The sequence below is a fragment of the Gordonia hankookensis genome, from assembly GCF_014673215.1.
Lineage (GTDB): Bacteria > Actinomycetota > Actinomycetes > Mycobacteriales > Mycobacteriaceae > Gordonia > Gordonia hankookensis.
This window is the reverse complement of the sequence record NZ_JACWMS010000001.1, coordinates 894,011-918,892: the sequence shown is the minus strand read 5'-3', so window position 1 is coordinate 918,892 and position 24,882 is coordinate 894,011. Positions and strand designations below refer to the sequence as shown.

The window sequence follows — 24,882 nt, the reverse complement described above, 5'->3', positions numbered from 1 at the left end:
GGTGTGGACGCGGTGGACATTTCTACGGGATGGGGGCGGCGTCCGCCGACGCGAGACCTGATCACCATTGCGGCGCAGATCGAGCCGGAGACCGTCGCGCTGTCGGATGCCGGTGGCGCCACCACCTTCGCCGATCTGAACACGCGTGTGAGTGCGACCGCCGCGGTGTTCGCCGCCCGGGGCCTCGACACCGAGGCCGCGGTGAGTGCCATCGTGACCGCACTGATCCCTCGCGACGGTCTCGACCCGGCGGGGATCGCCACCGCGACACAGGATGCGCTCGAGGAGATCCGCAGCCGCGCCTGCGCGGTGGCCGGGACCTCGGACTGGGGATCCTTGCCGGGGGTCTTCCGCTCGGCGGTCCACCGGTTCCCCGAGCGCGTGGCGGTGACGGACCTCGACGGCGCTGCGCTGACCTATCGCGAGCTCGACCAGCGATCGGATGCCGTCGCCGCCGGGCTGCTCGCTGCCGGGGTGCGGGAGGGGGGCGTCGTCGGACTGGCCACCCCACGGACCGTCGACGTGATGGTCGCGATCCTCGGCATCCTGAAGTCCGGCGCGGCGTATCTGCCCCTGGACACGTCCCATCCGGCCGAGCGTCTCGCGTTCGTCGTCGCCGACGCCGCACCGTCGCTGATCATCACCGACCACGACGGACGGGAGACACTCGGCTTCCTCGACGTCGAGCGCAGCACCGTCGACGAACTGATGGCGGCACGCGCGGCGGGGACCGACTCGCTCCCGGCATCGATCGACCCGCGGCAAGCCGCCTACCTGATCTTCACGTCGGGTTCCACCGGTCGCCCCAAAGGGGTTGTGGTGGAACACCGTAGCGTGATCGCGTTGATGTCGGCGGCTCAGCGGCACTACGGGTTCACCGAGGCCGACGTGTGGACGATGTTCCACTCGTACGCGTTCGACGTGTCGGTCTTCGAGATGTGGGGACCGCTGCTGTTCGGTGGACGGTTGGTGGTGGTGGATTTCCTGACCACCCGTAGTCCGGACGAGTTCGCGGAGCTGCTCGACACGGAGTCGGTCACGGTGGTCTCGCAGACGCCGTCGGCCTACTACCAGCTGGCCGCGGCGGTCCGACCGTCGTCGCGCAACCGGTTGCCCGAGAGTGTGCGGTACATGGTGTTCGCCGGTGAGGCCCTGGATTTCACGCAGGTGCGCCGGTGGTACCAGGACCGGCTCGACGCGCAGGGGGCAGTTGGCCCGGTATTGGTGAACATGTACGGGATCACCGAGACCACGGTGCACTCCACGTTCCGGGCGCTGGACCCCGGCTTCGTCGCGTCCGCCAAAGGCTCGGATGTGGGTGAGGGCCTGCCCGCGTTGACGATTCACGTGCTCGACGACCGGCTCCGTCCGGTGCCCGACGGAGTGCCGGGCGAGATCTATGTCAGTGGCACCCAGGTGACGCGGGGCTACCTCGGCAGGCCGGGGCTGACGTCGGGACGATTCGTCGCCGATCCCTTCGCCGGCAACGGCACGCGTATGTATCGCAGCGGCGACCTCGCGATCCGGCGGGACGGGACCCTGGAGTATCTCGGCCGTTCGGATGCGCAGGTGAAGCTGCGCGGCTTCCGCATCGAGCTCGGCGAGGTGGAGTCGGCGCTGCTGGCCACCCAGGGGGTCGACGCGGCCGCGGTGGCGGTCCGGCAGCGTGACAACGGCGACGAACTCCTGGTGGGTTACGTGGTGCTCGAGGCCGACACCGACGTCGCCGCATCCGAGATCCGCATCGCAGCGGCGGGAGCGTTGCCGAGTTACATGGTGCCCGACGTGGTGATGCTGATCGATCAGCTGCCGCTCACCGTGAACGGAAAACTGGATCGCCGGGCATTGCCCGAGCCCGAGATCCTCACGGTGGCCGAGTATGTCGCACCCGGTACCGAGACCGAGAAGATCCTCGCCGAGATCGTCGGGGACGTGCTCGGTCTGGAACGGGTCAGCGTCGCCGACTCGGTGTTCGATCTCGGCGGCAACTCCCTGGCCGCGGCCCGCATCGTCGGGCGCGCCGGTGAGGCCTTCAACGTTGATCTGTCGGTGCGCGATGTGTTCGACATGCCGTCGGTGCGCGGCCTGGCCGACGTGGTCGGCGGTCGGGGCGTCGCGCTCGCGCCCGTCACGCCCGTGCAGCCGAGACCGGACGAGGTGCCGGTGTCGTTCGCGCAGCTGCGGATGTGGTTCATCAATCAGTTCGATCCGTCGGCGTCGACGTACAACATACCGGTGCTGCTGCGCCTGGCGGGCGCTCTGGACGTCGACGCGCTGCGCGCCGCCCTGACGGATGTGGTGATCCGGCATGAGGTGCTGCGCACGACGTTCCCCGCGCGGCAGGGCGTTCCGGTGCAGGTGGTCGATCCGGCCGAGACCGTCGGCGAACGACTGGACTGGGCGGTGGTCGATTCGGGCGACGAACTGCAGGCCGCGATAGCGGCCGGCTTCGACGTGACGTCGCACTGGCCGCTGCGGGCACGACTGTGGCGCACTGCGACAGACGAGTACGTGTTCGGTGTCGTGGCACACCACATCGCCGCCGACGGTGAGTCGATGGGGCCACTGGTCGCCGATGTGGTCGCGGCCTACTCGGCGCGGGTGTCGGGTGCCGAACCCGAGTTCGCGCCCCTCGACGTGCAATTCGCGGACTTCGCGATCTGGCAGCACGAGGTGCTGGGTTCTGCCGACGACGCCGATTCGGTGGTCGGACGTCAGCTCGCGTACTGGTCGTTGCAACTCGCCGGGGTGCCCGACGTGCTCGAACTCCCCGTGGACCGGCCTCGTCCGGTGGTCGCGTCGCAGCGTGGCGCTGAGGTCTCGTTCGAGGTGCCCACCTGGGTGGTGGACCGGATCTCGGTGCTGGCACGCGAGCGCGGCGTGACGCCGTTCATGGTGGTGCACGCAGGGCTGGCGGTGTTGCTGGGCCGGTTGTCGGCGACCGACGACATCGCGGTGGGCACGCCGATCGCGGGTCGCGGTCAGCGGGTGCTGGACCCTCTGGTGGGGATGTTCGTCAACACGCTGGTGCTGCGGACGCGCGTCGGCGCGGCCATGTCGTTCGTCGACCTGCTGGATCAGGTGCGACTCACCGATCTCGAGGCATTCGCGAACGCAGATGTGCCCTTCGAGACTGTCGTGGAGCATCTGCAACCGGTACGGTCGGAGGCGTTCGCCCCACTCACGCAGGTCCTGCTGTCCTTCGACCAGTCGGTGCTCGCGGAGTTCGCCCAGGGTGGCGTCCTCGCCGAGGACGTCGCCGGCCTGGAAGTGAGTTCGATTGCTGTCGAGGGTGTTCCGGCGAAGGTCGATCTCACCGTCGGCATCACCGACGGTGGTGACAGGTGGCACGGCTCGCTGATCTACGCGGTCGATCTGTTCGACGCCCCGACCGCCGAGAGCATGGCCGCACAACTGGTCCGGCTGCTCGACCAGCTGACCCTCGATCCCGCTCTGCCCATCGGTGACACCCCTCTGCTCGCCGACGACGAGGCATCGGCGCTGCTTCCGGTGACCGGCGGTCCGATGGCTGCCCCGCGGTTGCTGGCGGAGGTGTTCGAGGAGATCGCCCGAGCACACCCGGGTCGGCTCGCGGTGTCCGACGGGTACGGGGCCGAACTGACCTATGCCGAGCTGGACGCCCGCTCGAACCAGCTGGCGCGATGGCTCATCGACCAGGGAATCGGCACGGAATCGTTGGTGGCGCTGGCGATCGGGCGATCGGTCGAACTCCTGACGGCGATGTGGGCGGTGGCCAAGACCGGTGCCGGCTACCTGCCGATCGATCCGGACTATCCGGCCGAGCGGATCGAGCACATGCTCGCCGATTCGCGGGTGCGGACCGGCCTGACGACCACGCGGCTGCGGTCGGCGTTGCCGACGGAGGTGCGGTGGAGTCCGGTGGAGGACATCGGGTCCGGGGGCTTCGGTGCATTCGACGACGCGCCGCTGCGGGCCGACGAGTTGCTCGCCGCACCGCGCCTCGACGCCATCGCCTATGTGATCTACACGTCGGGTTCGACGGGCACCCCGAAGGGGGTGTCGGTGACCTATCGCGGAATACACAACTTCGCGGTCGCGGAGGTCGCCCGGTTCGGCGTCGATTCATCGTCTCGGGTTCTCGGATTCGCCTCTCCCAGTTTCGATGCGTCGATCCTCGAATGGCTGCTCGCGTCGACGTCCGGCGCGACCTTCGTGTACCGGCCGGACAGTGTGCTCGGTGGCGACATGCTGGCGGCGCTGATACGCGACCAGAGACTCTCCCACGTGTTCCTGACCCCCACGGTGCTCGCGACACTCGAGCCGGAGTCGGTGCCGGACCTCCGCGTCCTGATGTCCGGTGGCGAGGCGGTGTCGCAGACCCTGGTCGACCGATGGTCGGCCGGGCCGTCCTTCTTCAACGCCTACGGTCCCACCGAGGCCTCGATCGCTGTGGCGATGAGTCGTGCGCTCACCGCCGGGTCGCCCGTCCACATCGGCGGGCCGATCGACGGTGTGGGTCTGCTGGTGCTCGACGGCCGGCTGCATCCCGTGCCCGTCGGAGTGCCCGGTGACCTGTATGCGACCGGCGTGGCGCTCGCCCGCGGCTATCTGCGACGCCCGTCGTTGACGTCGGAACGTTTCGTGGCGAGTCCGTTCGGCGACCGGGGCGATCGGATGTATCGCACCGGCGACGTCGTCCGTTGGCGCCGCACCGAGGCGGACGAGCTGGTGCTCGAATACGTGGGACGCAGTGACGACCAGGTGAAGCTGCGCGGGTTGCGCATCGAACTGGGGGAGATCGCGGCTGTCCTGGAGTCGCATCCGAGCGTCTCGTCTGCCGTGGTGGTCGGCGTCGGCGGCTCGGTGGCGAGTGCGCTGGCGGGTTATGTGGTCGCCAACGGGTCGGTCGACGTCGCATCGCTCCGCGATCATGTCGCCGAACGCCTGCCGTCGCACATGGTGCCGTCGAGCATCACGGTGCTCGACGCCCTGCCGCTGACCCCCGCAGGGAAGCTGGACAAGCGCGCCCTGCCCGCACCGGTGATCGCCACCGGAGCCGACGACCACGTCCCGCCGTCGTCGTCGGTGGAGGAGACGCTGGCAGCGATCGTGGCGGGAGTTCTGGGCGTCGATCGGGTGAGCGTCGTCGAGTCGTTCTTCGCGCTCGGTGGTGATTCGATCCTGTCGATCCAGCTGTCCTCGGCGGCCCGCGCTGCCGGGTTGTCGGTGTCGCCGAGAGAGGTGTTCGAACACAAGTCCGTGCGTGCGATGGCCCGCGCGCTCGCGGCCGGTGGCGACCGGGTGGCCATGATCGACGAACCGGCAGGCGGCGCCACCGGCGAGGTGGAACTGTCGCCGGTGGTGTCCTGGATGCTCGAGTCGGCAGGCACGCCTGAGGATTTCGCCGACTTCTCGCAGTCGGTGGTGCTGGTGGCGCCGGATGCATTGGACGCCGCCGTGCTCAGTGCGGTGCTCGGCACAGTCGTCGACGCGCATCCGATGTTGTCCTCCCGCCTGGTGTTCACCGGGGGCCGGTGGTGCCAGACCGCGGGAGTCGGTCATCCCCCGGTGGTCGCCGAGGTCAGGACGGCAGCGGCGACCGGGACACCGGAGTTCGCCGACGTGGTGCGCTCCGCGCATGCCCAGGCCCTGGGCCGGATGGATCCGTCGAACGGCGTGCTGGTCTCGACTGTGCTGGTGGCCGGTGCCGACGGTGCGCGGGTGGTGGTGGCCATCCACCATCTCGGCGTGGACGCGGTGTCGTGGCCGGTGCTGATCGAAGACGTGATCACGGTGTGGGGACAGCTGGTGTCCGGCGACGAGCTGACGGTGCGGCCGGAGGTCACCTCGGCGCGCGCATGGCACACGGCGCTGGCGCACCGGCGAACCGATCGTCCGGCCGAGGTCGGCCACTGGTTGGCGCGGTCGGGTGACCCGACCGACCTCGGCGCTGCCATCGACCCTGCGCGCGACCGATTCTCGACGGTGGGTTCGGTGTCGCATCGAGTGGATGCGGCAGTCACCGAGGCGTTGGTGACAGTGGTCCCCGAGGCGTTCTCCGGTCATGTGAACGATGCGCTGTTGGCGGGCCTGGCGCGTGCGGTGCGCTCCTGGCAACGGGCGCGGGGGATCTCCGACTCCGCGCCGGTCGGTGTGCTGGTCGAAGGGCACGGCCGGTACGAGGACGTGCTCGCGCACGGTGCCGACCCGCGGACCGCGGATCTGTCGCGGACGGTGGGATGGTTCACCTCGATCGCCCCGATGCTCCTGGACCCGGCCGACGACGTGGTGCACGCGGTGAAGGCGGCCAAGGAGGAGCGGCTCGCCCAGCCCGATCACGGAATCGGTTTCGGGGCCCTCCGATTCGGCGGGGACGCGCGATTGGCCGGACGACCGTTGCCATCGATCGGATTCAACTTCTTCGGTGCCGGCGGCCGCGGCGCGGACGCCGCCACGGTGGCGGTCCCGTTCATGGTCGACACCGATGCTCCGGCACTGCCGTCGTCGGCGACCGGCGGCATGACCGCGATGAACACGATCACCGTGAACGTCGGGACGCAGCTCACGCCTGGCGGCCGTGAACTGTCGGCGGACTTCCTGTTCGCCGGTGGGATCGTGTCCGCGGCGGATGTCGAGGATCTCGCCGACCGGTGGTCGGCCGAGCTGGCGGCCATCGTCGATGTGGTCACGAGTGGTGAGGATCCGGGGCGCTCGCCGTCGGATGTCCCGGGTTCCGGGGTGACACAGGCCGACCTGGATGTGCTCGCCGAGCGTCATCCCGGTGCACCGGTCTGGCCCCTGTCCGCACTGCAGAAGGGGCTCTACCTCCAATCCGCCCTCTCCTCGGGTGCGGGCACCGACGACGTCGACGTGTACGTGAGCCAGGCGGTCCTCCGACTGGGCGGCGACGTCGACGAGTCGCGTCTGCGGGCAGCGGTGGAGAGCCTGGTGGCCCATCATCGCGTGCTGCGGTCGGGCTTTGTGCAGACCGATGGCGGTGCGGTTGTCGCGGTGGTACCCGACGAGGTCCGGGTGCCCTGGCGCACGGTCGATCTGGGTGCGGTCGACGACGACGAGCGAAAGGTTCGGGTCGACGAGATCACCGCGGGGGAGCGGGTCGAGCCGTTCGATCTGTCCAGGCCGCCGCTGTTGCGTGTCGTGCTCGCCCGCGATGCCGACGGCGTGAGTGTCGTCATCACGAACCATCACATCCTGTTCGACGGCTGGTCCGGTCCGCTGGTGCTCGCCGACCTGCTGGCGCTGTACGCCTCGGGCGCCACCTACACCGGCCGGATCGGCACGGGCGGCGGCGACTTCGAGGACTACCTGGAGCACGTCGCAGGTATCGACAACGATGCAGGCCTCGCCGCGTGGCGTGCGGTCCTGGCGCCGGTCGAGGGTCCGACGCTGGTGGCGCCGGGCATCGTGGCGACCCGGGAGTCGTTGCCGCGCAACCACGTCGTGGTGGTCGATGCCGAGTTGACTGCGGCCGTCGAGGCGCTCGCGCGGGCGCAGGGCGCGACCGTGGCGACGGTGCTGCAATTCGCGTGGGCGGTGCTGGTCTCCCGGCTGACCGGCAACCGGGTGGTCACCTTCGGAGAGACGGTGTCGGGCCGCCCGGCCGACCTCGAGGGTGTCGAGTCGATGGTCGGACTGTTCATCAACACCTTGCCCGCGGTGGTCGACGTCGACCCGCAGGCCCGGATCTCGGAGGTGCTCGCGCGCCTGCAGGCGGCGAAGGTGTCGGTTCTCGACCATCAGCATCTGGGGCTGCCGGAACTGATGGCCCTGACAGATTCTGTGGGCTCCTTCGACACGCTGACCGTGCACGAGTCGTATCCGGTCGACACCGAGTCGCTCTCGACCAGCGACGCCGCTCTCACCGGCGGCCTCGACATCCAGGAGGCCGTGGTCAGCGATTCGACGCATTACCCGTTGAACATGATCACCTCGCCGATGGGTGATCGGCTGTCCATCACCATCAAGTATCTGCCGGATGCCTTCGCCGACGACCAGATCCGCGTGTTCGCCGACGCCGTGGTCGAGATCCTGCGTGCCGCTGCCGCCACGCCTGCGACGCTCGTCGCCGACGTGCCTCTGCTGACCGACGGTGAACGGGCGGTGATCGCCGGCGGGTCGGTCGGCGCCGACGTCCGCGTCCCGGTTGGTTCGGTGGCCGATGCCGTTGCCGCGCAGATTCTTCGAACACCCGACGAGACCGCACTCGTCTTCGACGGCCGCGCACTCACCTATGCGGAGTTCGGTGCGCGGGTGTCGGTGCTGGCGCGTGAGCTGATCACGGCAGGCGTGGCTCCGGGTGTGGCCGTGGGGGTCTCGCTGGACCGCTCGGTGGAGCTGGTGGTCGCGATCCACGCCGTCGTCGCGGCGGGCGGGCACTACGTGCCGATCGATCCCGCGATCCCGGCGGATCGCGTGCAGTACATGGTGGACACCGCGGGCGTCGGTGTGGTGCTGGTCGGTGGCGATGGTGCGCCCGCGTCGGTGGACGCCCTCGGCCCGGGCACCACCGTGATCGAGGTGAACGCCTCGGGTGCCGCCGACCTGTCGGCCGTGCCGGTGACCGATGCGGATCGGTTGTCCCCCTTGCGCGCCGACGACGCGGTCTACACGCTGTTCACCTCGGGGTCGACCGGCCGTCCGAAGGGCGTCACGGTCTCGCATCGCTCGGTGGTGAACCGGCTCTGGTGGGGCCTGGATCAGTATCCGTGGTCGACCGGCGACCGGGTGGTGTTGAAGACGCCGTTCACCTTCGACGTGTCGGTGCCGGAGTTGTTCGCCCCGGTGATGACGGGTGCCACCATCATCGTGGCGCGTCCGGGCGGGCATGCGGACCCGGTGTACATCGCCGACCTCATCGCCCGCGAGCGCGCGACGTCGGTGCATTTCGTGCCGTCGATGCTCTCGGTGTTCTTGGATGTCGTGCCGGCCGCGAAGATCACCGCGCTGGATTCGTTGCGGTGGTTGTTCTGCTCGGGTGAGGCGCTGCCGCCGCCGGTCGTGGCACACGCCCACCGGCTGCTCGGGCAGGCCGCGATAGTGAACCTGTTCGGTCCGACCGAGGCCGCCGTCGAGGTGGCGTACGTGGACGTGACCGACGCGCCCGACGTGGTACCCATCGGTGTGCCGGTGTGGAACACGTCGACGCTGGTGCTCGATGCCCGCCTGCGGATGGTGCCGCCCGGCGTCCCGGGTGAGCTCTACCTCGGTGGTGTCCAGGTGGCGAGAGGCTACGAGTCGCGGCCCGGACTGACGGCCGAACGTTTCGTGGCCGATCCCTTCGGTGCCCCGGGGGCGCGGTTGTATCGCACCGGTGACCTCGTCCGGTGGAACCACACCGGGGAGATCGAGTACCTGGGGCGCACCGATTTCCAGGTCAAGTTGCGTGGGCAGCGCATCGAGCTGGGTGAGATCGAGTCGGTCATCGCCTCGGCGCCGGGAGTGGTGCACGTGGCCTGCACGGTCATCGAGACCGACGGCGGTGGGCAGCATCTCGTCGGATATGTCGCCCCGTCCACGGTCGACGAGGGTGCGCTGAAGGCGGCGGTCGCCGAGGCGTTGCCCGAGTACATGCGCCCCTCGGTGTGGATGCTGCTCGACGACATCGCCCTCAACAGCGCCGGCAAGCTGGACCGGCGGGCGCTGCCTGCCCCGGTCTTCGAGGCCGCCGAGTACGTTGCGCCGGCCACCGGTGCCGAGGAATCCGTCGCGGCGATCGTCGCGACGGTACTCGGTGTGGCGCAGGTCAGCGTGACCGAATCCTTCTTCGCCGCCGGCGGCAACTCGTTGTCGGCGATGCGGGTGGCGGCGCGGGTGGCCGACGAGTTCGGTGCCGCGGTGTCGGTCCGTGACATCTTCGACGCCCCGACGGTCCGTGGCCTGGCGGCCGCCGTCTCGTCGCGTGGCGCGGGTCTGGCGCCCCTCGTGGCGGTCACCCCGCGTCCGGCCCCCATCCCATTGTCGTTCGCGCAGACCCGCATGTGGTTCATCAACCGGTACGAGCCCGGCACGGCAACATACAACATCCCGGCGGTTCTGCGTCTGTCCGGCGCTCTCGACGTGGATGCCCTGCGGGCCGCGGTGGTCGACACCGTCGAGCGTCACGAGGTGCTCCGGACGACCTTCCCGGCCGTCGACGGTCTGCCGGTACAGGTGGTCGATCCCGCCGACCAGGTCGCCGAACGGCTGGACTGGGCCGTGGTTGCCGGGCAGGCCGACGTGGAGACGGCGCTGACGACCGGTTTCGACGTGACCGCCGAGTGGCCGCTGCGGGTGCGGCTGCTCACGGTTTCCGACGACGAGTACCTGCTCGTCGTGATCGCACATCACATCGCATCGGACGGCGAGTCGATGTTGCCGCTGGTGACCGATGTCGTATCCGCATATGTCGCACGGGAAGCGGGCCGGGAACCCGACTTCGCGCCGCTGCCAATCCAATTCGCGGACTTCGCGATCTGGCAGCACAGTGTGCTGGGGTCGCCGGATGCGCCGGACACGGTGATCGCCAGGCAACTGTCGTACTGGCGGGATCAACTCGCCGACGCGCCAGACGTACTCGAACTCCCCACGGACCGGGAACGCCCGGCCGTCGCGTCGCATCGGGGCGCACGCGTCCGGTTCGATCTGCCCGCCGAACTCGGCCGGCAGATCCGCGTCGTGGCCACGGCGTTCGGGGTCACGCCGTTCATGGTGGTGCACGCCGGTCTCGCCGTCCTGCTGGCGCGGCTCTCGGCAACCGACGACGTCACCATCGCGACCCCGGTCGCGGGGCGCGGCCAGGCAGCGCTCGACCCGCTCGTCGGGATGTTCGTGAACACTCTGGTCCTGCGGAGCCGGGTCGAGGGCGCGACGACGTTCGCTGCACTGCTCGACGATGTCCGACTGACAGATCTCGATGCCTTTGCACATGCGGATGTCCCGTTCGAGACCGTCGTCGAGGCCCTCAATCCGACGCGTTCGGAAGCATTCGCGCCGCTGGCACAGGTCATGCTGTCCTTCGATCCGGCCGCGTCGGCGGAGTCGGCCGAGCTGTCGGTCGGCGGTCTGTCGGTGCAGTCGATCGAACCGTCGTGGGTTGCCGCGCAGCTCGACATGTCGGTGACGGTGAGCTCGGCGACCGACGACGACTGGGCCTGCTCGATCGTCTATGCGACCGATCTGTTCGACCACCCGACCGTCGAGATCATGGCCGACCGCTTCGTGTCGGTGCTGACCGAACTGGTCGCGACCCCGGCCACCGCGGTCGGCGATGTGAATCTGATCTCCACCGACGAGCGGGCCGTCGTGGAGGGCTGGTCGCTGGGGCCCGTCGTCGACGTGCCCGCCGATCTGGTGCCGGACGTCGTTGCCGCGCAAGCTCTCCGCACACCCGATGCGGCTGCCCTGGTGTTCGGGAGCAGGACGGTGTCCTATGCCGAGTTCGGTGCGCGGATCGCCGTGCTGGCCCGCGATCTCATTGCCGCAGGCGCGGGACCGGGTGTGGCCGTCGGTGTCTCGCTGGAGCGTTCGGTCGAGATGGTGGTCGCGGTGAATGCCGTCCTCGCCGCAGGCGCGCAGTACGTCCCGATCGATCCCGACACCCCGGTCGACCGCGTGGAATACATGATCGACACCGCCCGCGTCCGCCTGCTCGTCGTCGGTGCGGGACGAGCCGTCGCCGCGACGGTCGACGGCGTGCGGACCATCGAGGTGGACGCGTCGGATGAGGTCGACCGGTCGGTACCGATTGTGACCGATGCGGATCGGTTGGCGCCCTTGCGTGCTGATGATGCCGCGTACACCTTGTTCACCTCAGGATCGACAGGCCGCCCGAAGGGGGTGACCGTGTCGCACCGCGCGCTGGTGAACCGGATGCGGTGGTGCGTGGAGATCTTCGGATGGACCGCAGGCGAGCGGGTGATGCTGAAGACGCCGGTCACCTTCGATGTGTCGGTGCCGGAGTTGTTCGCTCCTGTGATGACCGGGGCCACGACGATCGTGGCGCGCGCCGGCGGCCACCTGGAACCGGTCTACATCGCTGATCTCATCGCGCACGAACGCGTGACGTCGGTCCATTTCGTGCCGTCGATGCTGTCGGTCTTCCTGGACGTCGTCCCCGCCGAGAAGCTGGACGGGCTCGGAACGCTTCGCTGGCTGCTCACCTCGGGTGAGGCGCTGCCCGTCTCGGTGGCGTCCCACGCGCACCGCGCACTCCCGGGCGTGCAGATCGTGAACCTCTACGGTCCGACCGAGGCCACGGTCGACGTGACGGCCGTCGACGTGACCGGCGCCGAAGAGGTCTCGATCGGTAGGCCGGAGTGGAACACGTCGACGTATGTGCTCGACCCGCGCCTGCGTCCGGTCCCGCAGGGCGTGCCGGGTGAGCTCTATCTCGGTGGTATGCAACTGGCTCGCGGCTACTCCTCACGCCCCGCGCTGACGGCAGAACGGTTCGTGGCCGATCCCTTCGGCCGCGGTGGTGAGCGGTTGTACCGCACCGGCGACCTCGTCCGTTGGAATCATCGCGGCGAGATCGAGTACCTGGGCCGCACCGACTTCCAGGTGAAACTGCGTGGGCAGCGCATCGAGCTCGGCGAGATCGAATCGGTGATCGCCTCGGCACCCGGCGTGGTGCACGCGGCATGTGCGGTGGTCGACGCACCCATCGGCGGTCACCATCTCGTCGCGTATGTGGCACCCGCATCTGTGGACGAGGCCGCGGTGAAGAGGGTTGTCGCCGAGGCACTGCCGGAGTACATGCGACCGACGGTGTGGATGCTCCTCGACGACATCGAACTCAACAGCTCCGGCAAACTCAACCGGAAGGCGTTGCCCGCCCCGGTGTTCGAGCTCGGCGAGTACGTGGCACCGGACACCGAGGCCGAGGTGATGGTGGCCGAGGTGTTCGGTGAGGTGCTCGGTGTGGAGCGGGTCGGTGTGACCGAATCCTTCTTCGAGGTCGGCGGGAACTCACTGTCGGCGATGCGTGTCGCCGCGCGGGTCGCCGACGACCTCGGTGTCGACGTGTCGGTACGTGACCTCTTCGAGTTCCCGTCGGTGCGGGCGCTGATCGAGGCGGTGGGCGGTCGTGCACAGACCGTGGCGCCCCTGGTGGCGGCCCGGCGGCCGGATCGGCTGCCGCTGTCGATGGCACAGTCGCGGATGTGGTTCATCAACCGGTTCGACCCCGCGTCGCCCGCGTACAACATCCCGATGGCGCTGCGTCTGACCGGCGATCTCGACCTGGACGATCTGATGGGCGCGCTGGGCGACGTGATCGAACGCCACGAGGTGTTGCGCACCCTGTACCCGCTCGACGGCGACGGACCCGTCCAGCGAGTTCTCGCCGCCGATCGGGCCCGCGATGTGCTCGATTGGCGTGTGGTGGACGACGAACGCGAGGTGATGGCCTCGGCGGCGAAGGGCTTCGACGTGACCGTCGACCTGCCGATCCGTGGGTGTGTGCGCCGCTGCGCCGACAACACCCACGACGTGGTACTCACTGCTCATCACATCGCGTTCGATGGATCCTCGACCGCGGTGTTCGTCCGCGACCTGTTGTCCGCATACCTCGCACGGGTCGACGGTTCCGTCCCGGCCGCGCGTCCGCTCGCGGTGCAGTATGCCGATTACGCACTGTGGCAACGGAAGATGCTCGGCGATGTCGACGACGCGACGAGCCGAGTGGCACAGGAGCTCGGCTACTGGCGTGAGCACCTGAGGGCCTTGCCGTCGGTGACCGACCTGCCGATGGATCGCCCGCGCCCGGCGGTGATGCAGACCGCGGCCGGGGTGGTGTCGATGACCGTCGACGACGATCTGGCCCGTCGGGTGGAAGACTTCGCACGCGCCGAGGGTGTCACCCCGTTCATGGCAATGCATGTGGCACTGGCGATCCTGATCGCACGACTGGCCTCGACCGACGACGTGGTGATCGGTACGCCGATCGCAGGCCGCACGGATGCGGCGCTCGGTGATCTGGTCGGCATGTTCGTGAACACGTTGGTGCTGCGCACCGCGGTGGCCCCGGCACAGACGGTCGCCGACCTCGTCGCGAAGGTGCGCATCGACGATCTCGACGCGTTCGCCAACGCCGACGTCCAGTTCGAGGAGCTCATCGACGAGATCGTGCCGACCAGATCGACGGCCTTCCCGCCCCTCGCGCAGATCGCGTACACCCACGTCGACGCCGATCCTGGAACGGCGGCCCTGGAGATGGCGGGACTGCGTGCCGAACCACTCGAACTGGCCGAACAGGTGGCCAAGTTCGAGTTGTCGGTTGCGGTGACCGGTCGGGTGGGCGATTCGCCGATGACCGTCGACGTCGTCTACGCGCGCTCGATCTTCGACGAGTCGACGGTTCGAGGGTTGCTGGCGTCTTTGCTGCGGATCGTCGAGTCGATGGTGGACGATCCCGGTATCGCGGTCGGCGACATCGATCTGCTGGCAGCGGGTGAGGTGACCGACTTGGTGCCGGTCAGCGGTGGACCCGCCGCACCACCCCGGTTGCTCGGCGCGATGTTCGCCGATGTCGTCGAGAACCACACCGACCGAGTCGCGGTGGTCGACGCGACGGGGGCGGCGCTGACCTACCACGCTCTCGACGCCCGATCCAATCAGCTTGCCCGGTGGCTGATCTCGCAGGGCGTCGGCGTCGAATCGCTGGTGGCTCTGGCCGTGGGCCGATCGGTTGGGCTGCTGACCGCGATCTGGGCAGTGGCCAAGACCGGCGCCGGCCATCTGCCGATCGACCCGGGCTATCCCATCGAGCGCATCGAGCACATGCTGGCCGACTCCGGCGTTCGGGTGGGCCTCACCGCCGAGCGTCATCGAGGTGCCCTGGGAACGATGGTCGACTGGGCCACCGTGGATTCCGCCGAGATCGAGGCGGTGATCGACGGGATGAGTCCGGCCCCGATTGCCGAGCACGAACTGATCGGCACGCCCCATCTGGATGCCGTCGCCTATGTGATCTACACGTCGGGTTCCACCGGCACACCGAAGGGTGTGCAACTCACCGCCCGCACACTGGAGAATTTCGCGCTGACCGAGGTCGACCGTTTCGGCGTCACCGATCAATCACGGGTGCTGGGTTTCGCCTCACCGAGCTTCGACGCCTCGGTGCTGGAATGGCTGATGGCCGTCGGTGCGGGTGCGACACTCGTCTATCGTCCGGAAGACGCGCTCGGCGGGGAACCGCTGGCCGCCTTCATGCGTGCGCAGCGGGTGACGCACGCGTTCCTGACGCCGACGGTCCTGGCCACCCTGGAACCCGAGGGACTGCCGGATCTGCGGGTGCTGGCCGCCGGTGGCGAGGCGGTACCGCCGGCGATGGTCGATCGGTGGGGATCGCTGGTCGCGTTCCACGACATGTACGGCCCCACCGAGACGACCATCGTCGTGGCGATGAGTGACGCGATGCGACCCGGCGTGCCGACGACGCTCGGCGGACCCATCCCGGGAGTCGCTCTCCTGGTTCTTGATTCGCGGCTGCACGTGGTGCCGGTGGGTGTCGCAGGTGAGTTGTACATCGCCGGTGCGGTACTCGCCCGCGGGTACGTGGGCCGGCCCGGCCTGACCGCGGAACGGTTCGTCGCGAACCCCTTCGGTGTCGACGGTGAGCGGATGTATCGCACCGGCGACGTCGTGCGGTGGCGACGGGACGGTGACGACGTGCTCGCGCTCGACTACCTGGGTCGCAGCGATGATCAGGTGAAGCTCCGTGGTCTGCGCATCGAGCTGGGAGAGATCGAGGCCGTCCTCGGCGTCCATCCGGCGGTCGAATCGGCGGTCGTGATCGGCGTCGGCGGTTCGGTGGCCACGGCTCTGGCCGGTTATGTCGTACTCCGGGATCACGTCGACACCGACGAGCTGAGGGCCTTTGTGGCGCAACGCCTGCCATCGCACATGGTGCCGTCGAGTCTGACGGTGCTCGACGCGCTGCCGTTGACACCGGTCGGCAAGCTGGACAAGCGCGCTCTGCCCGAGCCGGAGACCGACGGCCGCCGTGAGTTCGTGGCCGCCACCACCGGGGCGGAGGAGTCGGTGGCGCGGGTGTTCGCCGACGTGCTGGGGATCGGGCCGGTGAGCGTCGTGGAGAGTTTCTTCGACCTCGGGGGCAACTCGCTCTCCGCGACCCGGGTGGCGGCCCGTGTCTCGGACGTGTCCGGGGTCGAGGTGTCCGTCCGCGACGTCTTCGAGGCGCCGTCGGTCCGTGCATTGGCCAGGTCCCTGGACGGTCGGGGGCTGGGTCTGGCACCGGTGACCGCGGCGGTTCCACGTCCCGAACGGGTGCCGTTGTCGTTCGCGCAGTCGCGCATGTGGTTCATCAATCAGTTCGATCCCTCGGCGTCGACCTACAACGTCCCGGTGGTACTGCGGCTGACGGGTGCGCTGGACGTCGCCGCGCTGCGCTCGGCGCTGGTCGACGTGGTGGCGCGACACGAGGTGCTGCGCACCACGTTCCCGTCGGTGGACGGGGCGCCGATCCAGCAGATCGCTCCCGTCGACGACATCTCCGAACAGCTGGATTGGGCGATCGTCGACTCCGCCGCGGCGCTCGACGCGGACGTGACCACGGGCTTCGACGTGACTTCGCGCCGGCCCCTGCGCGTGCGGCTGTGGCACGTCGGCGGCGACGAGTGGGTGTTCGCGTTGGTGGTCCACCACATCGCGGCCGACGGCGAGTCGATGGCGCCGTTGATCGGCGACGTGATGGCCGCGTACGCGGCGCGTTCGGCAGGCGTTGCGCCGGAATTCGCGCCGCTCGCGGTGCAGTTCGCGGACTTCGCGATCTGGCAGCATGAGGTACTCGGCGCGCCGGGTGATGCAGATTCCGTGGTGGCGCAACAACTCTCGTACTGGTCCAAGCAGCTGTCCGGCGTGCCCGACGTCCTCGAACTGCCGTCGGACCGCCCACGCCCGGTGGTGGCGAGCCAACGCGGCGACCAGGTCCCCTTCCGTGTTCCCGCCGAGGTGGTCGAACGGATCGCAACGGTGGCGACGGAGTTCGGCGTGACCCCGTTCATGGTGGTGCACGCCGGGTTGTCGGTGTTGCTGGCGAGGCTGTCGGCAACCGACGACATCGCGGTCGGCACGCCGGTCGCGGGCCGCGGCCGGCCTGAGCTCGACGCGCTGGTCGGCATGTTCGTCAACACCCTCGTGTTGCGCACTCAGATCGACGCGACGATGTCCTTCGCCGAGATCCTGGACCAGGTCCGGGTGACCGATCTCGACGCCTTCGCCCATGCGGATGTTCCGTTCGAGGCGTTGGTTGACCATCTGGACCCCGTCCGGTCGGAGGCGTTCGCGCCACTGACCCAGATCCTCCTGACCTTCCACCAGGCAAACCTGCCGGAGCTCGCGGCGGGAGTCGGCCCGACCACGGTGGCCGGCCTCACGATCTCGCCCGTGGAGGCCCCCGAGACCCCGGCCAAGGTCGACCTGACCTTCGGTATCGCGGCCGATGCGTCGGCCACGGACTGGCCGGCCCAGATCGTCTATGCCACCGACCTCTTCGATCGGTCGACCATCGAGACGATCGCGGACCGGTTCGTGCGGGTCCTGGCGGGGTGTACCGAGTCGGTCGACCGCCCGGTCGGTGACGTCGCCCTCATGTCGGTCTCCGAGGTCGCCGAGTTGTCGGCGCTGCCCGCACCCGTCGTCGACACCGTCAACGCCGCTCGCTCGCTCGTCGATCTGTTCTTGTCGACCGTGGACGCACACGGCGGGCGACAGGCGGTCACGGCGAACGGGGTCACCCTTTCGTACGAGGCGCTGCAGACGCGTTCGGACGCGGTCGCCGCCGCGCTCTATGCCCGTGGTGTCGGGGTGGGCGATCTGGTCGGGGTGGCCACCGCGCGCACGGTGGATCTCGTGTCCGCCGTGCTGGGTGTGCTCAAGGTGGGGGCTGCGTACCTACCGCTCGACACGACGAATCCCGCCGAACGCCTGGCGTTCATCGTCTCGGACGCCGCGGTGGGCACCGTGATCACGGATGCGGCCACCGCGGGGCATGACCTGTTCACGGTGCTGCCTGCAGACGTGGCGACGGTCCACGTGGCCGATCTCGTCGCCGAGGGTGCCGCCCAGGCCGTTCCGCCGGTCGAGATCCCGCCGTCGGCGCGGGCGTACGTGATCTACACCTCCGGGTCGACGGGGCTGCCGAAGGGCGTGGAGATCACCCATCGGGACGTGGTGACCCTGATGGACACCGCAGCAGGCGATTTCGATTTCCAGCCAACGGATGTGTGGACGATGTTCCATTCCTACGCGTTCGACTTCTCGGTCTGGGAGCTCTGGGGGCCGTTCCTGTCGGGTGGTCGGCTGGTCATCGTCGACCGCGAGCTGGCCCGTGATCCCGACGCGTTCGTCGAGCTGCTGGCAGACGAGGGCGTCACGATCCTGAGTCAGACGCCGTCGGCCTTCTATCAGCTGATCGACGCGCGCCGCCGCAGCACCGTGGATCTCCCGCTGCGCTATCTCGTGTTCGGCGGCGAGGCACTGAGTTTCGATCAGGTGCGTCGATGGTTCGACGATCACCCCGGGCACTCCCCGCAGCTGGTGAACATGTACGGGATCACCGAGACCACCGTGCATGTCAGCTTCCGCCCACTGGACCGTGCGCTGGTCGCCGCGGGCGACGCCTCGCTGATCGGTCGCCCGCTGCATTCGCTCGCCGTCCACATCCTCGACGCGCGACTGCATCCGGTACCGCCCGGCGTGGTCGGCGAGATGTATGTCACCGGTGGCCAGTTGGCGCAGGGTTACCTCGGACGGCCCGGCCTGTCGTCGACGCGGTTCGTCGCGAGCCCGTTCGGGCACGACGGAGACCGGATGTACCGGACCGGCGACCTGGCCCGCCGGGTGGGCGACGACATCGAGTACCTGGGACGCGGCGACGCGCAAGTGCAGCTGCGCGGATTCCGGATCGAGTTCGGCGAGATCGAGGCGGCCCTACTCGGGGTCGACGGTGTGACCGCGGCTGCCGCCGCCGTCGTCGACCTGCCCGGTCGTGGTGAACAGCTCATCGGCTATGTGGTCACCGAGCCCGATGTGGCACCGGACCCGCAGTCGGTGCGTGACGCCGTGGCACGCGCGGTGCCCGGGTACATGGTGCCGGCGCTGATCGTCGGGATAGGTCATCTGCCGCTGACGGCCAACGGCAAGCTGGACCGGCGTGCCCTGCCGATGCCGGAGATCGCCGGCGGCGGTGAAGGCTACGTGGCACCCGAGTCGTCGGTGGAGGAGACGCTCGCACAGGTCGTGGCCGGTGTGCTCGGCCTGGACCGGGTGAGTGTCGTCGAATCGTTCTTCGCGCTCGGTGGGGATTCGATCCTGGCGATCCAGGTGTCGTCGGGCGCCCGCGCGGCCGGTGTGGTGGTGTCGCCGCGAGATGTGTTCGAACACAAGTCGGTACGGGCGATGGCGGCAGCCGTGGCCGCCGGCGGCGAGGAACTGGCGCTCCTGGAAGAGCCTGCCGGTGACCAGCGCGAGAGCGTGATCGGTCCGGTCGCTTCCTGGATGCTCGAGTTGTCGGACTCCGCAGAGGATTTCGCCGACTTCTCCCAGTCGGTCGTGCTGGTGGCGCCGGATCGGCTCGACATCGCAGGCCTGCGCCGGGTGCTGGGGACGGTGGTGGCGGCGCATCCCGCGATGTCGGCACGTCTCGTCCTCGGTTCGGCCGGGTGGGTGGCGACCACCGGTGACGGTCCGGGGTGTGCGGTCGCCGAGACGAGCACCGACGCCGCGGTCCCCTCGGCCGGGTTCGACCGGGCGCTGCACGCGGCGCACGCGGTCGCGCTCGAACAGTTGAATCCGGCTGTCGGACAGCTGGTGTCCGCGGTTCTGGTGAGGGCCGCGGATGGTGCACGCGTGGTGTTGGCGATCCACCATCTCGCCGTCGACGCGGTGTCGTGGCCGATCCTGATCGAGGACGTGGTGACCGTCTGGAGCCAGCTGCAGGCAGGTCTGGAGCCGTCGGTTCGGGCCGAGGTGACCTCTGCTCGCGCGTGGCACGCGGCGCTCGGGGCACAGGTCGCCGCCCGCGAGTCCGAGGTGGGTCATTGGCTGGCCCGGGTTGAACGGGAGCCGACCAGTTTCGGCGCGGCGTTGGACCGCACCCGGGATCGTTTCGATTCCGTTGCCGCGGAACGCGTGCGGATCGATTCGACGGTGACGGAGGCGCTGCTCACGACGGTACCGGAGGCGTTCGCCGGTCATGTGAACGATGCTCTGGTCGCGGCGTTGGCGCGGGCGGTCCGATCCTGGCAGCGGTCACGGGACATCACGGACGACGCGGCGGTGTCGGTGCTGATGGAGGGACACGGCCGGTACGAAGAGGTCGTGGAGCGGAGCTCGGACCCGCGGGCCGCGGACCTGTCGCGGACGGTGGGCTGGTTCACCGCCATCACACCGATGACGATCGACCCGTCCGGCAGCATCGTGCACGCGGTGAAGGCGGCCAAGGAGGAGAGGCTGAGCCAGCCCGACCGCGGGATCGGCTTCGGACTGTTGCGCTTTGGTGGCGATCCACGACTGGCCCGGTGCTCGCTGCCGTCGATCGGCTTCAACTTCTTCGGCGCAGGTTCCCGTGGCACCCGAGACGAGATCGAACTCCCGTTCATGGTCGACGCGGATGCTCCGTCGCTGCCTGCGTCGGTCAGGGGGGCGATGACGGCGATGAACGTGCTGTCGGTGAACGTTGGCACCCAGGCCGCCCGCTCGCGCACTCCCGGCGCCGGGACCGCCCACGAGGGCCGTGAACTGGTGGCGGACTTCCTGTTCGTGCAAGGGATCATATCGGCGGAGGACGCCGCCGACCTCGCCCGGCGATGGTCGATCGAATTGGCGGCCGTGGTCGAGTCGGTGCACGAGGACGATCCGGGGCTGTCGCCGTCGGATGTGCCGGGTACCGGGGTCACTCAGGGCGACCTGGACACCCTCGCCCTGCGGTATCCCCGCGCGGACATCTGGCCACTGGCGCCGTTGCAGCGGGGACTCCACTTCGAGTCGGAGATCGCCGGCCGCGACCGCACCGAGGACCCGGTGGATGTCTATGTGGTGCAGTCGATCCTGAAGCTCGGCGGCACGATCGACATCTCCCGCCTGCAGAGCGCGGCCGAAGCCCTGTTCGCGCATCATCGTGCGCTGCGGTCCGGGTTCGTCCGCACCGGCAGCGGAGCGGTCGTCGCGGTGATCCCGGAGTCGGTCGACCTGCCCTGGCAGGTCATCGACCTCGACGACGTGGATGAAGGCGGACCTGTCGACGAGGTGGTCCGGCAGATCGCGGACAGGCAGCGCTCGGTGCCGTTCGACCTCGAGGCACCGCCGCTGATGCGGTTCGCTCTGGTTCGCCATGGCGACACCGCACACCTGGTGGTCACCAATCACCACATCCTGATCGATGGATGGTCGGGTCCGTTGGTGCTCGCCGACCTGCTGGCGCTCTACGCCGGAGGTGTTACCTATACGGGTCAGATCGGTAGGGGCAGTGGAGATTTCGCGGACCATCTGAGTCGTCTCGCCGAGGTCGAACGGACTGCCGGGCTGGCGGCCTGGCGGGAGGTGCTGGCTCCGCTGGAGGGACCGACCCTCCTCGCGCCCGGCGTCGAGGCCACGGCGGAATCGCTGCCGCAGGACCGTTCGACGATCCTGGACGCCGAACTGACCGCGGGGATCGACGCGGTGGGGCGGGCCGAGGGGGCCACGGTGGCGACGGTGCTGCAGTTCGCGTGGGCTGTGCTGCTGTCGCGTCTGACCGGCAACCGAGTGGTGACCTTTGCCGAGACGGTCTCGGGGCGGCCCGCCGACCTCGAGGGGGTGGAGTCGATGGTCGGGCTCTTCATCAACACGCTCCCGGCCGTGGTGGACGTGGATCCGACTGCGCCCATCTCGGACGTGCTGGGGCACCTGCAGGAGGCGAAGGTGTCGGTGCTCGACCATCAGCATCTGGTGCTGCCGGAGCTGACGGCGCTGTCGGGAGTCGCTGGGGCCCTGTTCGACACGTTGACGGTGCACGAGTCCTATCCGGTCGACTCCGATTCGCTGTCCACCACGGACGCGGCATTGACCGGTGGCCTCGAGATCCAGGACTTCCAGGGCACCGATGCGACGCACTATCCGCTGAACATGTCCACGTCACCGGTCCCCGGGGGCCGGATCTCGCTCACCCTCAAGTATCTGCCCGCGGCGTTCGACGAGAGCCAGATCCAGGTCTTCATCGATGCGCTCGTGCAGATCCTGCGCACCGTCGCGACCCGGCCGGACATGCTCACCGCCGACATCTCACTCGTCGGTGCCGTCGACGGACGAGCTCTGGCACCTGTCGCCGGCGGTATCGGCACCGAGCCACGTCTGCTGGCCGAGATGTTCGCCGACGTGGCCGCCCGGCACCCGGACCGGGTCGCGGTGATCGACGGCTCCGGCACGTCTCTGACCTACGATCAGCTCGACCGCCGGTCCAATCGGCTTGCGCGGTGGCTGATCTCGCGCGGGATCGGTGTCGAGTCCCTGGTGGCGCTGGCGATCGGACGTTCGGCGGAACTGCTCACCGCCATCTGGGCGGTCGCCAAGACCGGCGGCGGCTATGTGCCGATCGACCCGGGCTATCCGGCCGAGCGGGTGGCCACCATGGTGGAGGACTCCGGCGCGATCCTGGGTCTGACCATCGCCACCGGCGACCTGCCGGACCAGGGATTCGCCTGGGTGCGTCTCGACGACGACGCGGTGGGCGCCGAGATCGGGAGCCTGCGCGACGATCGGCTCGGCGCCGGCGAGAAGGGTGGACCGGTCCGGCCGGAGAACGTTGCGTACGTCATCTACACCTCGGGCTCCACAGGACGTCCGAAGGGCGTCGCGGTGACCCATACCGGGCTGGCCAACTTCGCTGCGCAGGAGTCGGAGCGACTGTCGGTGGGTGATGCCCCGGTGGTGCTGGGCTTCGCCTCGCCGAGCTTCGACGCGTCGGTGCTCGAGTATCTGCTCGCGACCGTCAACGGCGGTACGGTCGCCTACCGGCCCGCTGATGCCGTCGGTGGTCCGGTACTGCAGGACTTCATGCGCGAACACCGCACGACCCACACGTTCCTCACACCCACCGTGCTGTCGACCCTCGACCCGGCCGGGCTGCCGGACCTCGAGGGTTTGATGGCCGGCGGTGAGGCGGTGCCGCCGTCACTGGTCGAGGCGTGGTCGCCACATGTACCGGTGCACAACCTCTACGGACCGACCGAGACGACGATCGGCATCACGCTCAGCACCGCGATGGAGGCCGGCCGGCCGGTCCGCCTGGGCCGGCCTCTCGCGGGGGTGGAACTGCTCGTCCTCGACAGTCGGCTGCATCCCGTCCCCGTCGGGGTCCCCGGCGAGCTGTATGCAGTGGGTCGCGCGTTGTCGCGCGGCTACCTCGACAGACCGGGACTGTCCGCCGAGCGATTCGTCGCGAACCCGTTCGGGGCTGCCGGCGCCCGGATGTATCGGACCGGCGACGTCGTGCGGTGGCGGCGCGACGGCGCCGGTGACGTCGTGGTCGAGTACGCGGGTCGTTCCGACGATCAGGTGAAGCTGCGCGGGCTCCGCATCGAGCTGGGTGAGATCGAGGCCGTCCTCGCATCGCATCCGTCGGTCGAATCCGCGGTGGTGCTGGGTGTGGGCGGATCGGTGACGACGGCGCTCGCGGGCTATGTCGTCGCGGACGCCGCGGTCGACGTCCAGATGCTGCGTGAGTTCGTCGGAGGGCGGCTGCCCTCGCATATGGTGCCCGCGAGCATCGCGGTACTCGACTCGCTGCCACTGACGCCGGTCGGCAAACTCGACAAGCGCGCGCTGCCGGAACCGGTGATCGGGACCGATGCCGAACAGTATGTGGAACCCGCGAGCGACGACGAGAGGTTGGTGGCCGGTGTGTTCGCCGACGTCCTCGGCGTGGACGCGGTCGGGGCGCTCCACAGCTTCTTCGACCTGGGCGGGAACTCGCTGTCGGCGACCCAGGTGATCGGACGGCTTCGTGAGCGGGGTGCCGAGGTCGAGCTCGCCTGGCTGTTCAACGATCCGACTCCGCGCGGTCTCGGGGCCCGGATCGGTGGGGCGGCGGGAGCCGGGGGAGATGTGGTCATCACGCTGAACGCCCAGGGTTCTCGGGCGCCGCTGTTCTGCATCCATCCGGCAGGCGGGCTGGCATGGTTCTACGGCGGCTTCGTGCCCTATCTCCAGGATCGTCCGGTGTACGGCGTGCAGGATCCACACGCGGTGGCGGGGGAACCGAGTGCCGAATCGATCGAGGAGATGGCCGAGCGCTACCTCGCCGAGATCCGCCGGATCTCTCCGGAGGGGCCGTATCACCTGCTCGGATGGTCGCTGGGCGGCTACGTCGCCTACGCGATGGCCACGGCGCTGCAGTCCGAGGGCGAGGAGGTGGCATTCCTCGGCGTGATGGACTCCTCACCGACACCCGAACCGGTACCGGGATCAGACGGGGAATCCGCAGGCGTCCGACTCGGTGGAGACTTTGTCGGCGACTTCCTGGGCGGCTGGCGGGACCTCTTCGACCTGGGCGAGGACGTCCATGCCGAGTCCGCCGAGGACGTCGCGGAGATCATCCGGCAGCAGATATCGTCGATGGGCCTGTTGAGCTCCGATCAGGTGCAGTGGGTCATGGACAGTTTTGCCACCGGGGAGGCACTCGTGGAACAGTTCCGACCAGCACTGTTCGACGGTTCGCTGCTGGTGTTCACGGCCACCAGGGACAAAGAGGACCCGAGCGCGGTCGCCCGCGGCTGGGAACCCTACGTCAACGGTTCGATCGCGAACGTCGATGTCGACGCCGACCACCTCGGTCTGGCTAACGCTTCGGCGCTGGAGGTGATCGGGCCCGAATTGGACCAGTGGTTGACTATCGACCGATGA

The 24,882-nt window shown here is 69.1% G+C and carries 1 protein-coding gene; it reads left to right on the top strand.

What is annotated here, in order from left to right; translation table 11 throughout:
• The first annotated feature begins 12 nt into the window (after positions 1–12).
• Positions 13–24,882, top strand: coding sequence for a non-ribosomal peptide synthase/polyketide synthase (locus tag IDF66_RS04250; protein WP_190265815.1), 24,870 nt, complete (start codon positions 13–15; stop codon positions 24,880–24,882).